Source organism: Candidatus Cloacimonadota bacterium, from assembly GCA_034722995.1.
Classification (GTDB): domain Bacteria; phylum Cloacimonadota; class Cloacimonadia; order JGIOTU-2; family JGIOTU-2; genus JAGMCF01.
Map to the genome: position 1 here is coordinate 1 of JAYEOL010000026.1, position 16,157 is coordinate 16,157.

Below are 16,157 nucleotides of genomic sequence, written 5' to 3' on the forward strand. Positions count from 1 at the left end.
GTTGAGAAACTTTTATCCCATTGAATACTTCCAGTAGAGTCCAACTTAACCAGCCACATTGCATGTGTCCCATCAGGAGAAAACGAGTGTGTCGTTCCACCAATGATATATCCACCATCAGAGGTCTTTTCCATACCCCCCTTATGCCTATCATTTCCCCAACCACCATAAGTATTTGTCCACGAGGTATCACCCTGTTCATTTACTCTTATAAGCCATAAGTCTTCATTTCCTGCACCAAAAGACCTTGTGGTTCCAACAATTAGATACCCACCATCAATTATCTGAACACCACTTGCACCATCACCTTGACTTCCTCCATAGGATTTTGTCCAGACTGTATCAAGTGTTCCAGCCTCAAGCCAGGCATATTTCAAATCATATACACTCCAATCACGGTAACTTATATGGGGATTATTATTATCGTCTAAAGCCATGGAAACAAATTGGAATTCATCGCCGAGTAGACTATCAGCAACCTGATGATGCCAGCCTGATGCATCCTTGTAAGCATGTCTTAGATAGCAATCTCCATCATTAGTATAATATGTATATGCAATATGAGGATAGCCGTCTGTATCAAATGCTATAGAATTCCATTCACCCACATCTCCATTATAAGGTAAAGAATCTACCCCTTCCTGTTGCCATGTTGAACCATCCCACCAAGCATGCCAGAGCTGGGCACCGTACCAAAAGCCTTTTTCAAAGGCAATGTGGGGATTCCCAGCGCCATCAAGGGCAATAGAAGTTACCCCATAAACACTTTCGGTGGTCTCAACGAATGCTATCTGCCATTCTGAACCATCCCATTGGGCATATTTGAGTCGCCAGCCAATGGTACCATCCCTGTAACTAATATGGGGATTTCCTGTTCCATCTACAGCAATAGCACACTTCTTACCAACTGTTCCTGTAGTATCCACAAATCCAGTCTCCCACTGTGCCCATGCCTTAATTGGCAAAATCACCAGTAAAGCAAAGACACTAACTAATAATAACCTTTTCATGTCTTCCTCCTTTCTTTAAACCGCCTAGGGACAATTTCATATAACGTTCCCGGGCTTTGCGAAGTGCGAAGGCATTTTGGCGAACCGAGTGAGCCGCGATGCCCGTGTTAGGCGATGCGGCGACATTTTGTTTACCGAACTTGCGGCTCACTTTCGTCCCATTTATCCTATACTTTGGAAACTATTAATAAGCCACAAATCGTTCCACTTTGACTGTTTTGGCTTTAAGGAATTTATTATAGCCTACATATGCAGAACCTGTCTCACCTTTAAAAGGGAATGGTTCATTAGGCTTTACATTCTCTTCTTTCCCGTATTCACCACAATCGGCACCTACTTTGAATAATTTGTTACCGGCCGCATCATATACTCCAAAACTAATATCCCACGTGTAGTCCTTGAATGCCTTGGCACCCACCTTAGCAGGATGATAAATAGCCTTTCCTGTTATAACCAAATTATCTAATGCATCCTTCTCCATAGATGTTTTCTCCATCTTAACTTCCAGTACTTCAACTGTGGGTTTTGTGAGTGCCTTCTTCTCTACACCTTTTGCTCCTGGAAGCCCTACTTTTGGCACCCCTGCACAACCGACCAATAATGCGATTGTGACCAGTGCCATCATCATTGTTGCAATTTTTCCTTTCATTTTGTTCTCCTTCTTTCTTTTTGTAATTTGGGCTCTACAAAATTCATATCTTATAGGATATAAGCAGAACCCATATTTTTATTGGTTAACATCTTATTGTCCTGATTTAATCTTCCTTTGGGAACTTGTCAGGACTACCTATCAATGACATTAAAGTCCAATTCCCGATGTCATCCCCGTCCCCGCGGACGCGGGGATGATCGGGGAGGGGTTACCTATCTTAGAAGTTAACATCTCAACCTATTCAACCTACTTATTTTAATTTTACAATCTATTTTGGAAGTTACTATCTTTGCGAAAGTTTGATCCCCAATTTAATTGGGGATTCGCAAAGTTTATGAGAACAAAAAAGGACGCAACTTCCATTACGACCTAACCTGAGGTATCGCCAAACACCCGCCAAGCAAGACATAAGAAAGTGCGTCCCACAAGGGACGCAGCCTTCCTATTTACTCTGCTTGGCTTAAAAATTTGGCGAATTTCAGGTTAGAACAAATAAAAATTCTGCGAAATTTAAATTCTTTATATTAGCTAAGTCATAGTTTTAACAACCTCCAGCAAAATTACATTCATTCATATATTTCATAATATTTTTCCCAAAAAACTTAAATGCAAAATAATTATTCTTATTTACTTTTGTCAAATTTTTTTCCCAAACATTAAGTTGCTCATAACGCTCGGCAGCTGCTACGCCACGACAGGTTTCTCCTTGCTTATCCTGTACTTTATTATAGGAATTTCAGGAACTTAGTCCAATAATTCTTTTATTTATTTTTTACTGAAAATAAAACTTTTCCCTTTCTATTGATATGTTCAATCAGAGCGGGATTATGAATATAATGATAAATTGACAAATCAAAAATCCAGGGAAAAAGGAGATCATCCAGCAACAAATCAATTTTATTTAATTCCTGAAGATTTATTTTCTTACCTATTAATGTAAGATCAATATCAGAATTAGGTTTATAATTCCCTTTAGCTCTTGAACCATAAATAATCACTTTTTCAACACATTTACTTTTCTCAAATACAGAATTAATTTGGTTTATTATATTTTCCTTTAACCCAAAACGCATATTAAGCCTTATCAAAAATTGTTTGTTCTGAATTTCTTTGATGTTGCTTTATTTTATCCTTTAATTCAACAAAAAGAGAAAAATATTTATCAACAATTGAATTACATATCTCATTAGCAATTTCTTCATTGTAAGTATGTGAAGTTCTATTTCTACTTTTTAGCATATCTATCCAGGTTTCAGCATCTGTAATTATTCCAACTTTAAAAGCTTCTCTAAAAGTATCTCGTGAACCAATTATATCTGTAATTCCCTGGTATTCTAAAAAATCCTTTATTGTATTCCATGCGAGTTCATAAGTATATTCAAAAGATTTTATCAGTCCTTGTTTTTCAAGTTCAGAGAGTTTACCTTTATCAATAAATTTATTAAGCTGAAATAGTGCCTTTTGATAATTTGAAAATCGTTGTTCCCATCTAATATCTTTAAATTCCATAATTTTACATCTTATTCAAATAATTTTTTCTTTGTCAAATTTATTTAACTTCGCGAATCCTATATTAAATCGGGGGAAACTTTCGCAAAGATTTCATCATCTCAAAATAATCATCCTCTTTACTATAGTCTTATCTTCAGTAGATAATTTATAGAAATATATTCCATTAGATAGTTCTTTTCCATTCTCATCTCTTCCATCCCAGACAACTTTTATAAGTTCAGAGTTCGGAATTCGGAATTCGAAATTCTTAACTAACTGACCTTTTATGTTATAAATCTTTATCTGTGCCGATCTGTGTAAATCTGTGGCTGAAAAAGAGATTGTGGTAGATGTGCTGAAGGGATTGGGATAATTTTGCTTAAGTAAAATCGGATGCGAATCTGTTATCTCATCATTAACACCTACACAAGGTATAGTAACCTCCACTAAATTAGATGGGTCTGATTCACCATCCTCATAAACTGCGGTCACATAATAATTATAGGTTCCATTCTCAAGTCCAATATCATTAAATTCTGTTGCCGGAATATATACTACTGCGATTAAATAATCGTTTCTATAAACTTTATACATAAGTAAATCACTGGTAGGAATAGGTTCAGGTGGCTCCCAACTCAGTAATACATCGTTACCACTAACATCTGCTTGTAAATTTTGTGGTGAGGGAAAAGGAATTCTAACACTACCATTTACAACATCAGTTAAATAATTAATATTATTCACATCACATTGGGTAAATATGAGTGAAGTTGAATCACCACAAATACCAATAACTGTAAATCCAAGATATGCGACTATTCCGCTGCCGGTAAACAAATCCTCATTGGCAATAAACACAAGCTCAACTACTCCATCAACACTTGTGTCCACATTCAAATCGTAATTCTCACTTTCTAATATTCCACCCATTAAAGTAGCATCTGGCGAACCTATTACATTGTCGTTAAATTCAATAATTATGTTCATTTCGCTTAAATTTATCAGGCTGGAAACTGTTAAAGGAATAGAAATATCTGTATCAGGTGAAGTAAGGGTATCTGGTAGAATAGCTGATGGATTTCCCCAGATATCAACACTTCCGTTTGTTACATCATCCAAAAAACTGACTTCATTTACATCAAATTGAGTAAAAGTTAAAGGAGTAGAATCATCACTGCTACCTACAACATAAAACTCAAGATATGCAACTACTCCACTGCCAGTAAACCAATCTGCATTTGCATTAAATTGAAGTCCAATCACTCCATCAACACTTGTGTTTACTTCCAAATCATAATCCTCATTTTCTAATATGCCTCCTATTAATGTAGCGTCAGCAGAATCTAATATACTTTCATTAAATTCTATAGTAATATTCATTGCAAAGAAATTAATTAATCCATTTACTGTTAAAGGAATAGAAATATCTGTAGCAGAATGTGCTGGAATGTCTGGAATCATCGCTGATGGATTATCTCCTAATACAACACTAACCGTATTTGATGGGTCTGATTCTCCTTGGTCGTAAACAGCGGTTACATAATATACATAAACTCCATTATCAAGGTCATTATCATTGAAATAAGTTGTCGGATGATAAACAACCGCAATTATATTATGATTCCTGTACAGATTGTATCTAATCAAATCACGCTTAAGATCAACACCCTCAGGTGAGTCCCAGGTTAATGCTACATCATTTCCAGTAACTACTGCTTGTAAATTTTGGGGTGGATTTAATCTTAAATCTCTGTCATCTGAGGAATTTCCTGAATTGCTGGCATTGGCAATACCAATCAAATTTGGTAATCCTTCTTGAGCAATTAAGAATGAAGGAATCAACAAAATAAATATTAAACAACTGAATAAATATTTTTTCATGTCTTTCTCCTATTAAGTTATTTTATTTATAGTATAATTTCATAATATGCTGAAACTTGTCAACTTTTTTAAATTTAGAAACATAAACAAATTTATTCTGTTGATTGAGTGTCCAAATCTTTGTTACTTATTACTGAGTGCATAAAACTGTTTGCATTTATTTCCAATACATGATACTGAATAAAAACGGAGTGCTGAAACGAGTCCCGTCCCCGATCCAATCGGGGATTCGGGAGGAACTTTCAGTCCCGACAAATCGGGACGAAAAGTTCTCCCTCCCAATATATTGGAAGTGCTTGTTTTACAGAGTCGTCACGGACCAATCTGTGGCGAACACCCCAATTGCTCTTTTCAACAAAATTTTGCCATCGTCAGGGAGTGGTCCCTGACGGCTCCTTTTAATAAAGTAAACTATATTATGCGCCTAATAGTAACTAATTTTCAATGAGCTTTACAATCAATTCATTATTAACAGTTTCAAAACAACTTTTAGGTAGATAAAGTGTATAAATACCTTTTCACCTTTTTGGTTGGTGTTTTTTCAAACTCTTCTGGCGACAGTTCAATTTTTGTAATTGGGCAGTAAGGAGGTAATTGGTGATTTATAAATTTTCGGTTTTCCTCCATTCTCACTGTTAACTTTTTTTCGTTAATTCCTTTAGCATCTGCTAATTCTAAATCAGGATAAATCAATGCAATGAGTTTTTTATTCTTTTGAACCACGAGTGATTCCTGTATAAATGGTAAATTGTTAAGTTTTGCTTCTATCTCTTCTGGATAGATATTTTGTCCTGAAGGTCCCAAAATCATACTCTTACATCTTCCTTTTATAAAAATAAAACCATCCTCATCAACTACTCCCAGGTCTCCTGTATGTAGCCATCCATCTTTATCAATTGCCTCATTCGTTGCTTCTTCATTTTTATAGTAACCTAACATCACATTTTCACCCCGAACTAAGATTTCTCCAACGATTTTTTGCTGGTCATCAGAATCAATTCTTACTTCTAATGTATCAACAATTTTACCTACGGAAGATGTTTTATGCTCATCCCAGGGAGTATAACTTACCAGGGGACCACATTCTGTTAATCCATAACCTACAGTAACGGGGAAGCCTATCATTTTTAGAAATGTTTCTACTTTTTCATTTAGAGCAGCTCCACCAATAACAATTTCCTTAAAATTTCCGCCAAAAGCTTCCACCAATTTATTACAGACCTTTTTATATATAAGATTTTTTAATAATGGAGCTTTGATTAATATCTTCACTACACCTTTATCTAAAGCAGCCTTAATTTGTTTGTCATAAATTTTTTCAAGCACAAGTGGAACCGATAAAATCAAACGCGGACGGACTTGTTTAAACGCTTGTAATATTATTTTGGGAGAAGGTATTTTACCTAAAAAGGTAATGTGGCAACCTATACTAAAAGGGAATAAAAATTCAAAGGCACACCCAAAAGTATGAGCAATGGGCAAGAATGAAGCAATGGTGTCGCCGGGCTTCAAATCCATATGATTCTGAGCATATATTACATTCGCAATTAAACTATTGTGTGGCAGCATAACTCCTTTAGAAAAACCTGTTGTGCCTGAAGTATAAACAATTTCTGCAAGTTCATTATTACTAATTTCTGGAAAAGAAAGTTTCTCTGCAATAAGAGAGCCATCATACTTATCCAAAAAATTATCCTTTGATTTCTCAACTATTGGGACAAGACCCTTCTTTTTATAATAAAACAATTTAAAATCCTCAAGTGAAAAAATTGCTTCCAAATTCTGCATTTTGGTCTCATCAAGTTTTTCATAAATACTCTCTAAAGCAAAAAGCAAAACTGAATCTGAATGATTCACAATATGATGAACATCATCGGCATGAAAATCAGGCAATATTGGAACAATCACAGCTCCATAGGTAATAGTTGCTAGATATGTTACAGCCCAATTAACAGAATTTTTGCCTATGAGAGCAATTTTATCTCCTTTTTTAATCTGAGCCTTTTCAAAAATGTAATGCAGCCAGATAATATTTTCAGCTACTTCTCCATAACTTAAACTTTTGCCATTAAAATCAGAAAGTGCAGGTGTATCCCAATTGTTTTTCATGCTTATTTCAAATTGTTTAACCAAATTTTCCTTTAACATAGAATTTTCCTCCTTGCAACCTTTATTTTACCAATTTACAAATAAGAAAGTAATTGATAATATTTCTAATTATTCTTAATAATGAAATAATCAATTCATATTGTCAATAAATTTGAATCTAATCTTTTATAATGTAACCGTTTTTTACTTCCACATATCTGTATGTATTCGTAGTTTCAAAGCAGATTTATCTTACAAGTTCTAATCTTGGATTTGGATTATATTGTCTTCCAACTTTTGCACAGGGTTTTCCGCTTACTTTTACAATATCGGCGGTAAAATCTATTTTCTCTTTGAACAATGCAGAGCCCACACCGATTGCATCAAAAGGGACTTTTTCTTTAATAAATTTTTTAATTCTTTCCTCATCAAATCCACCTGAGATAACAATTTTAATGAAATTAAATCCTGCTTTATCAAATGTTTTTCTCGCTTTATGGCAAAGCTCAACAGAAACCCCATAAGAATCTTCTTTTGTCCCTGTTACTGATTTATCCCTTAAATCTCTTGCAGTATCAAAGCGAACCCCCCATAATTTTTTACCAAGTGCTTTTGCTACTTTCAGAGAAGTTCCAATACAATCATTATCAAAATCAACAAGTACAATCCTTTTCACATCTCCTGGTATATATTTATCAAAGGCTCTTGCTGCTGCTACGGTATTGCCATTATAAGCGGCTATTAATCCGTGAGGCACAGTACCTAATGCTTCCCCACCCCACCAGGCAGTTTGTTCGTCGGTAGAGACTCCTAAAGCCCCTGACATATAAGCGGCATATCCGTCGGTTGCTTGTATACGATAATGGTCAAATCGTGCTGGAAAGAATAGAATTTGCTTGCCCGAGGCGGCCTTTACCACTTTGTTTACAGCTGTCGCAACTGATGTGGGTCTTGCCATAACACCTAAATAAACTGTTTCAAGATGTGCAAAAGTGGAATAATCTCCTTCTATTGTCATTACAGTTTCACCAGCTTTTACTTCATCACCATCATATAATGCCTTTATAACTAATTCATCTGGCTTATCAGCACATAGTTTTAATATTGCAATCGCCTCGTCAATTCCGCATAGCACACCATCCTTCCGACACCAAACTTGCATAAGTACTTTAGGATGATGATTGTCTGCTTTAAGAATTTCTCTTGTTCTTACAAAATATTTATCGCTATACCATCCGCTTTTTATCTTAGTAACAGGAATACTAAACACAGCAGGATTTAATCTCTTTTTAGTCATTTATACTACCTCTGCATTATAAATTTTTTCCATTCTTTTTAAAGAAAATTCATGCATTTCCTTATCAAAGTCTACGACCCCTTTTTTGTATACTGTTACAGGTATTTCACGATTACTCAATCCGCCTACTGTATCCATCACACAGATTGATGTACAGACTCCAACTACCTCAACACTTTCAGGACTGATGTCCTCAAGAATTCTATCAAGATTGGTGCCATAAAATCCACTATATCTTCTCTTCTTAATGATAACATCATCCCTTACTTTAGGAAGTTCATCAATAATTTCAGCACCTTTGGTGCCTTTTATACAATGTGGAGGAAACATCTTAAATTCTGGATCATCTTTAGTATGAGAATCACATATAAATATTACTTCGTTCCCGTTTTTGTGATATTCATCAATTTTACTTTTTATAAATGGAACGATTTTCTTTGCCTCTGGTCCGCAATATAACGCCCCATTCTCATTTACAAAATCATAGAGCATATCTATTACCAAAAGTACTTTCATAGTAAAACCTCCAATATAATTAATTTGTGTATTTTATTATTTTACACTCGAACTTAAGTCAAGTTCTTCGGACTTACTACTAAGAGCATAATAAAGTTTACCCCGTAGGATAACATTTTGTATCCTACGGGGTAAACTTTATTTCTAAGAATTATAATGGAGTGCGAAAACGAGTTGCGATGAAATCGCAAGGAACTTTTCGCCTATGCAATATACTGAAAGTTCGTATTCACGATAAATCGGGAATCCTCGTTTCAGCACTCCACTTTCACTCAGTATCATGTATTGAAGATAGATGCAAACAGTTTTATGCACCCAGTAATAACTCAAGATTTCTATCTTTCAATTCCTAAAATATTAAAAATAAAAGCATATTTTAATGCAATTTCTTTATAAAAATCATACCGTCCTGATGCACCTCCATGACCTGAAGACATATCAGTCTTTAAAAGCAAAATATTATCATTGGTTTTTAAAGCTCTGAGTTTCGCAACCCATTTCGCAGGTTCCCAATAGTTGACTCTCGGGTCATAAAATCCTGCTAAAACAAGCATATTGGGATATCCTTTCGCTTCAACATTTTGGTATGGGCAGTATGATTTCATATAGTCAAAATATTCTTTATCATTTGGATTGCCCAATTCGTCATAGTGCCATTCAACGCCGCCTAATGAAGTGTCAAGCATTGTATTAATTACATCTACAGCAGGAACATCTGCTATCACAACTTCAAATAAATCTGGTCTCATATTTGTTACCGCTCCAATTAATAAACCCCCCGCACTTGCTCCTTCAATAACTAATTTTTTCTTACTTGTGTATTGTTCTTCAATTAAATATTCTGCACAAGCAATAAAATCAGTAAATGTATTTTTCTTATTAAGCAATTTCCCTTGCTCATACCATTCTTCGCCTAATTCTCCTCCTCCTCTGACATGTGCGATTGCATAAACAAAATCTCTATCTAAGAGGCTTAAACGAATAGAAGAAAAATATGGCTCGCTACAATCTCCATAAGAACCATAAGCATATAGAAGTAATGGGTTTCCCCCATTTTTCTTAAATAAGTCTTTTTTATAACCCAAAGAAATAGGTATCAGTGTGCTATCTTTAGCTTGTGCAAAAATTCTTTCTGATTTATAAAGAGAAGCATCATATCCACCAAGAACTTCTTGTTGTTTTTTCAATTCTTTTTCTCTGGTTTTCATATTATAGTCGTAAACAGAATAAGGCATGACCATAGATTCATAAGTAAATCTAAAAATATGGGTATCAAAATTCGGATTTCTACCAGAATAAATAGTATAAATTGGTTCAGGAAAATCTATATAATAGTCTTCATTTGTACTTAGATTCAAAATTCTAATTTTTTCTAAAGCATTTACTCTTTCATAAATTACCATATAATTTTTGAATACATCAATATCAATAGAAACAGAATCCCGAGGGGCTATAAATTCTTCCCAATTTTCTTTCCCTGGATGTTGTACCGATGTCATCATTACTTTATAGTTTTTTGCATTATCATTAGACACGATAAAAAATTTATTAATATGGGGACAAACATAATATCTATGACCTCTTTCTCTTGGTTGGATTATTTGAAATTCATCAAAAGGATTATTCGCTTTCAAATATCTAATTTCATAAGTAGTTTCACTTCCGGTTGTTAATATCAAATATTCCTTACTTCTAGATTTATAAATCCACACATCAAAAGCATTGTCTCCTTCTTGATATATTAAATCATCGTTTTCTGTATTAGTTCCTAAAGTATGGCGGTAAAGTTTATCAGCTCTACCTGATTCATCTTCAATAGTATAGAAAAGAGTTCTGCTGTCATTTGCCCAAACTATACTACAAACAGGGTAAGTCTTGTCTTCTAAAAGTTCACTTGATTTCAAATCTTTAATGTAAAGAGTATATTTCTCGTCTCCAGTTGTATCAACAGAATAAGCTAAGTACTGGTGATTAGAGCTTAATTTCATTCCACCCACCGAGAAATAACTATGACCTTTCCCAAGTTCATTTGCATCAAGAACAATTTCTTCTTCAGCTTCTAAGCTTTCTTTCTTTCTACAATATACCCAATATTGCTTTCCCTTTTCTCTTTTTGTGTAATAATAGTAATCATCAATTTTTGTTGGAACGCTTAAATCTGTTTCTTGGATTCTACTCACTATTTCATCAAATAATGTTTCCTGTAAACTCTCAGTATGTTTAAGCATTTTTTCAGTGTATTCATTTTCTGCATTAATATACTCAATTACTTCTGTATCTGTTCTTGTTTTATCCTTTAACCAATAATAGTTATCCAAGAGTGTGTCGCCATGAATAACCGTCTTATGAGAAATAACTTTTGCAATAGGTGGTTTAGGTTTTTCATTAAGAATAAATTTTTGTGACTCAAAATGATTGCTTTCTGCACAGGATAATATAAGAATTATGAGAGAAATAAACACCCCAAACAAAACATTGATTAAGAAATTTTTCTTGTATTTCATTTAATTAACCTTTATTTTTAAATACCTACTACAAGGAGCATAATATAGTTTACCCCGTAGGATAACATTTTGTATCCAACGGGGTTTACTTTATTTTACGGATTACAGTGGAGTGCGAAAACGAGCCCTTCCGATATATCGGGAGGGAGAACTTTTCGTCCCGATTTGTCGGGACTGAAAGTTCGTCCCGTGTAATATAAAACGCTTCGCTATTACACAGGACTCGTTTCAGCACTCCACCTTTATTTGGTATCATGTATTGAACATAGATGCAAAACAGTTTTATGCACTCTGTAATAAGATTATCTATCATCCTTATCAATTTTATTGTATTCGTATCCCCCCAATCTATTTGGGAATTTCGGGGATAATTGGGAATTGGTTTTTGAATTCCATAGATTAAGTGCTTTCCAAGTAGAATCGTAATTTCCAGATGCATTCCATAATAAATATCCTGAATCTAAACCACAATCTTTGATAGCTTGCAATTGTGAAACGATATACAGTGGACTAACTAATGCTCTCTCAAGAGTAAAAGCCTGTAAGTATGGAATTATTTTTTTCTTTTGCTCAATCTGAGTTAAAAGAGTCTTGCAAGTCCGATACACAAAATAATAGGGCTCATCTGCAGGATATTTCTTATTCCAAAATTCACCAAAAAAATGTGATGGATACATCATAGGATGTATTCTATCAAGATACGGTAAGATTGATTTTATGTCCTGTCCTGTATTTATAATATCCTGCTCATTCTGTAAAGCAACAACTCCAAAGATATCAGCAGATAATTTAATTCCATTCTTCCTTGTAATACTGTAAACCTTTTTTACAAAATTGGTAATCACATCTTGCTTTGATACAGAATCAGGAATTCCATAATCAGCAGATAATAAGTAGGTTTCAGTTGGGAATCGGATATAATCTAATTGAATCTCATCAACACCTAATGAAATTACCTCTTCTATGATATCAAGATTATAATTTTGAACTTCTATACAATTTGGATTCACCCATTTTATTTTTTTATTAGCTTTTATACTATCAACAATAGATGAATCGGCAGTTATAGAATCAATCTTATTTTCTGGTGCCCTTTCTACACGCCAGATAGAAGACGCATTTGCTAATGTTGTATCTTTAAATATAGTTATCCTTGCAATGAGTGAAATATTATGTTTATGAAGCTGATAAATTAATCTGTTTGGGTAGGAAATTACAGGTTTACATGCTCCTATTTCAATTGCTAATGAATTTTTCGTTGGATATAATATATCACCATGAGTATTTTTAAAATCCACAACCAACGCATTTAATCCCAAAGAATCAAAATTTTCAATAATTTCTTTTAGCCTTTCAGTCGTAAGTTGGTATGTATTAAGATAAATACCTCTTAATTCATTGTGTTGAATCTTTTGATAAAATACAGAATCAACTTCTGAACTTATAGGAATTTTCAAAATTTGATCTGGTAAAAGAATATTATCCTCTGGAATTTCATTTATTTTTTTTATCTCTTCAATAAAATCATCAAAGAAACAGATATCAGTTCGGGCGAAATATTTTTTTGCGATATGATAAAGATTGTCGCCTTTTTGGACTTGATAATTTAGTAATGAATCTTGTCTCCCCGATTTCATCGGGGAGCCGAGATGGGCTGATTGTAGCTCTTCGGCAAAGGAGTGATAGGTAGGTATTGAAAATAGAAAGAAACAAAAGAAAATTAAAAAGATTTTATTTATAAAATCAAAATATGTATTTTTATTTTTAAAAGTATTCTTAATTTTCATTATTTATGTGAGCAACATTATAAGGAATAGTTCAGAATTTCAAATTGTATATTCTATAGAACAAACGAATTATAAACAGAAAAATTATCTTTCAACAGATTGCAATCGCGCAACTGCTCGTCGTAATGCTGCTTCAGCTCTACGAAAATCAGTATCTTCCTTTTTTTCTCTTAATCTTCTTTCAGCCCGTTTTTTTGCTTTTTCGGCCCTATGCTTATCTATTTCCTTCGGACTTTCAATTATTTCTGTTAATATACTAATTTTATCAATATCAACAATTACAAATCCATTATGTATAGAATATTTTTCCTGAGCTTCTTTATAATAAACTGTTAATATCCCTGGAATAATAGAAGTTATAAAAGGTGTATGGCCATACTGGACTCCAAAGTATCCTTCACTTCCTGGAATAACGATTTCGTCTATATCTTCTTCAAAGAAGACACCAAGAGGTGTGGTTATCTTTAAGTGCAGACAATTCTTATTATTGTTCATAATAACAGTTATAATTTGAAACAGAGATTACATTTATTATCAAATTTTAAGTATCCCCATCTTGTCGGGATTTCCGCTTCACCCCAACAAATTTCAATTTTTTGTCTCTTTCAAGAACTTCATCAATCGTTCCTGCCATATAGAAAGCTCTTTCGGGAATATCGTCATATTCACCATTAACTATACCTTTAAAACCTTTGATATTTTCATCTAATGGGACATATTTCCCTTTATAATTTGTGAATTCTTCAGCTACAAAAAGTGGTTGAGAAAGAAACTTTTCAATTCTTCGCGCGCGATTAACCGTTATTTTATCCTCCTCAGACAATTCCTCCATTCCAAGTATTGCAATAATGTCCTGGAGCTCACGATATTTTTGTAATATCTGCTGGACTTTTCGCGCAACAGTGTAATGCTCAGTCCCAATAATCCTTGGGTCTAAAATCCTTGATGTAGAGTCAAGAGGGTCAACTGCTGGGTACAAGCCAAGTTCAGAGATCTTTCGCGAAAGAACAGTAATAGCATCAAGATGTGCAAAGGTTGTAGCTGGGGCGGGGTCAGTCAGGTCGTCAGCTGGGACGAAAATTGCTTGCACAGATGTAATAGAACCTGCTTTTGTAGAGGTGATTCTCTCTTGCAACTCACCCATTTCTGTAGAGAGAGTTGGTTGATATCCGACAGCTGAAGGCATTCTTCCTAATAATGAAGAGACTTCTGAACCTGCTTGTGTAAATCTAAAAATATTATCAATAAAGAGCAACACATCTTGCTTTGCTTCATCACGGAAATATTCTGCCTGAGCTAATCCAGCTAATCCAACTCTTAATCTAGCTCCAGGTGGTTCATTCATCTGTCCGAAAACCAATGCTGTTTTTTCTAAAACGCCTGAATGTTTCATCTCTAACCAGAGGTCATTTCCTTCGCGAGTTCTTTCTCCCACACCGGCAAAAACAGAGTATCCGCCATGTTCAGTGGCAACATTCCTAATAAGTTCCATAATTAATACTGTTTTACCAACTCCAGCCCCGCCAAAAAGTCCTGTTTTCCCACCTTTACAATATGGACAAAGCAAATCAATAACTTTAATGCCTGTTTCTAAAATTTCATCTTTAATTTCTAATTGACTGAATGTTGGTGATTCTCTATGAATTGGATATCTTTTTTTTGTCTTTAATTCTCCTAATTCATCTATTGGCTCTCCAATTACATTTATAAGTCTTCCCAGAGTTTCTTTTCCAACAGGCACAGAAATAGGGGATTCAGTATTAAAAACTTCATCCCCTCTTTTCAAACCATCGGTAGAATCCATTGCAATAGCTCTGACTCTATTTTCTCCTAAATGTTGTTGAACCTCTAAAACCAATTTGCTTTTATCTGGTCTTTTAATTGTCAATGCTGTATAAATTGGAGGTAGATATTCTTCTGGAAATTCAACATCTACCACCGCTCCAATAATTTGGACTATTTTGCCTGTTTTCATATTTGCCTCATAGTTAAATACTTATTTACATTTTGAATAAACTATTCCCCGAGATTCTTTGCAATAATTTCTTTCTCAGTAAAGGCAACATGCCTGCTGGTTGAATATAGCATACCTTCCTGTTCTGATTTAATTTCAGATATTCTTTTCTTACAAATTGAGAATAAATTAGGATTAATTTCAAAACCGATATAATTTCTTTTAATCTCCTGACAAACTACCAAAGTTGTGCCTGTGCCAGCAAAGGGGTCTAAAACTAAATCCCCTTCGTTTGAACTCGCTTTAACTATTCTTTCAATTAACTTTTTAGGTTTCTGGATAGTGTGTAAATATTCTCTACTCAATAATTCTTTTGATTTATAAGTAAGTTGTTTAATATCACCCCAAACATCTCCAGGGTTTTTACCTCTTTCATTGAATTTGGTTTTTCCAAATTCACCATTTACGACTGAAGGAACATTTTCGCATCTTTTTCTATGAGTTAATTCTACTAATTGTGGCACTCTTATTTCATTCAAATTAAAAGTTTTGGCTTTGCCTTTTGTAAAATAAGCAATTATATCATAATTATTTGTATAACTAATTCTTCCTTGTGCCAATCTACTTGGCTGATACCAAACGATTTTTGAATTTAATGTCAGATAAGGTTTATAATCAATAAAATCAATACAGTCAGGTTTACCGAAAAGATAAAATGACCCACCAGTTTTCAACTTTTTAGATAAAATTTTTATTAGTTGAAGATTAAATTCCTGGATATTTTTTACTTTACCCCGTTGGATATATATCTTACGGGGTTTATCCCATTTTTTTTCAGTAACACCATAAGGTCCATCACAAACTATTAGGTCAATAGATTCATCTTCTATCTCTTTAATCAATTTGAAGAAATCCCCCAGAAAAATTTCATTAATTTTCATTATTATATTTTAATATCTCTATTTATTGGGACAATT

General features: G+C 34.0%; 13 protein-coding genes. All 13 read right to left on the bottom strand.

The window, feature by feature from the left end:
• The coding region (locus U9R23_03360) for a hypothetical protein (protein ID MEA3475468.1) at nucleotides 1-1,010 on the bottom strand (1,010 nt) is incomplete at its 3' end.
• Nucleotides 1,011-1,194: 184 nt separating this feature from the next.
• Nucleotides 1,195-1,659, bottom strand: a complete 465-nt coding sequence (locus tag U9R23_03365) for a hypothetical protein (GenBank protein MEA3475469.1) — start codon at nucleotides 1,657-1,659, stop codon at nucleotides 1,195-1,197.
• A gap of 764 nt (nucleotides 1,660-2,423) precedes the next feature.
• Nucleotides 2,424-2,735, bottom strand: coding sequence for a nucleotidyltransferase domain-containing protein (locus tag U9R23_03370; protein MEA3475470.1), 312 nt, complete (start codon nucleotides 2,733-2,735; stop codon nucleotides 2,424-2,426).
• A gap of 1 nt (nucleotide 2,736) precedes the next feature.
• Nucleotides 2,737-3,171: a nucleotidyltransferase substrate binding protein gene (locus tag U9R23_03375; protein ID MEA3475471.1), complete on the bottom strand. Its 435-nt coding sequence runs from the start codon at nucleotides 3,169-3,171 to the stop codon at nucleotides 2,737-2,739.
• Between the two features lie 96 nt (nucleotides 3,172-3,267).
• Nucleotides 3,268-5,034 (bottom strand): T9SS type A sorting domain-containing protein, encoded by a 1,767-nt coding sequence (locus U9R23_03380; protein MEA3475472.1) that lies wholly within the window; start codon nucleotides 5,032-5,034, stop codon nucleotides 3,268-3,270.
• Between the two features lie 489 nt (nucleotides 5,035-5,523).
• Nucleotides 5,524-7,182 carry an AMP-binding protein gene (locus U9R23_03385; protein MEA3475473.1) on the bottom strand — a complete coding sequence of 553 codons (1,659 nt, stop codon included), beginning with the start codon at nucleotides 7,180-7,182 and terminating at the stop codon, nucleotides 5,524-5,526.
• Between the two features lie 187 nt (nucleotides 7,183-7,369).
• Nucleotides 7,370-8,419, bottom strand: coding sequence for a nicotinate phosphoribosyltransferase (locus U9R23_03390; protein ID MEA3475474.1), 1,050 nt, complete (start codon nucleotides 8,417-8,419; stop codon nucleotides 7,370-7,372).
• Nucleotides 8,420-8,935 carry an isochorismatase family cysteine hydrolase gene (locus U9R23_03395; protein ID MEA3475475.1) on the bottom strand — a complete coding sequence of 172 codons (516 nt, stop codon included), beginning with the start codon at nucleotides 8,933-8,935 and terminating at the stop codon, nucleotides 8,420-8,422.
• A gap of 335 nt (nucleotides 8,936-9,270) precedes the next feature.
• Nucleotides 9,271-11,439: a S9 family peptidase gene (locus tag U9R23_03400; GenBank protein MEA3475476.1), complete on the bottom strand. Its 2,169-nt coding sequence runs from the start codon at nucleotides 11,437-11,439 to the stop codon at nucleotides 9,271-9,273.
• Between the two features lie 302 nt (nucleotides 11,440-11,741).
• Nucleotides 11,742-13,076 carry a putative glycoside hydrolase gene (locus tag U9R23_03405; protein MEA3475477.1) on the bottom strand — a complete coding sequence of 445 codons (1,335 nt, stop codon included), beginning with the start codon at nucleotides 13,074-13,076 and terminating at the stop codon, nucleotides 11,742-11,744.
• A gap of 234 nt (nucleotides 13,077-13,310) precedes the next feature.
• Complete coding sequence (gene atpC, locus U9R23_03410) at nucleotides 13,311-13,721, bottom strand: ATP synthase F1 subunit epsilon (protein ID MEA3475478.1); 411 nt, start codon at nucleotides 13,719-13,721, stop codon at nucleotides 13,311-13,313.
• A 46-nt stretch (nucleotides 13,722-13,767) separates the two neighbouring features.
• Complete coding sequence (atpD, locus tag U9R23_03415; GenBank protein MEA3475479.1) at nucleotides 13,768-15,201, bottom strand: F0F1 ATP synthase subunit beta; 1,434 nt, start codon at nucleotides 15,199-15,201, stop codon at nucleotides 13,768-13,770.
• A 41-nt stretch (nucleotides 15,202-15,242) separates the two neighbouring features.
• Nucleotides 15,243-16,121, bottom strand: a complete 879-nt coding sequence (locus U9R23_03420) for a site-specific DNA-methyltransferase (GenBank protein MEA3475480.1) — start codon at nucleotides 16,119-16,121, stop codon at nucleotides 15,243-15,245.
• Nucleotides 16,122-16,157: the final 36 nt, after the last annotated feature.

Coding starts and splice junctions, on each gene's coding strand:
- U9R23_03365 (MEA3475469.1), bottom strand. CDS start 1,659: ATGAAAGGAAAAATTGCAACAATGATGATGGCACTGGTCACAATCGCA.
- U9R23_03370 (MEA3475470.1), bottom strand. CDS start 2,735: ATGCGTTTTGGGTTAAAGGAAAATATAATAAACCAAATTAATTCTGTA.
- U9R23_03375 (MEA3475471.1), bottom strand. CDS start 3,171: ATGGAATTTAAAGATATTAGATGGGAACAACGATTTTCAAATTATCAA.
- U9R23_03380 (MEA3475472.1), bottom strand. CDS start 5,034: ATGAAAAAATATTTATTCAGTTGTTTAATATTTATTTTGTTGATTCCT.
- U9R23_03385 (MEA3475473.1), bottom strand. CDS start 7,182: ATGTTAAAGGAAAATTTGGTTAAACAATTTGAAATAAGCATGAAAAAC.
- U9R23_03390 (MEA3475474.1), bottom strand. CDS start 8,419: ATGACTAAAAAGAGATTAAATCCTGCTGTGTTTAGTATTCCTGTTACT.
- U9R23_03395 (MEA3475475.1), bottom strand. CDS start 8,935: ATGAAAGTACTTTTGGTAATAGATATGCTCTATGATTTTGTAAATGAG.
- U9R23_03400 (MEA3475476.1), bottom strand. CDS start 11,439: ATGAAATACAAGAAAAATTTCTTAATCAATGTTTTGTTTGGGGTGTTT.
- U9R23_03405 (MEA3475477.1), bottom strand. CDS start 13,076: ATGAAATCGGGGAGACAAGATTCATTACTAAATTATCAAGTCCAAAAA.
- atpC (MEA3475478.1), bottom strand. CDS start 13,721: ATGAACAATAATAAGAATTGTCTGCACTTAAAGATAACCACACCTCTT.
- atpD (MEA3475479.1), bottom strand. CDS start 15,201: ATGAAAACAGGCAAAATAGTCCAAATTATTGGAGCGGTGGTAGATGTT.
- U9R23_03420 (MEA3475480.1), bottom strand. CDS start 16,121: ATGAAAATTAATGAAATTTTTCTGGGGGATTTCTTCAAATTGATTAAA.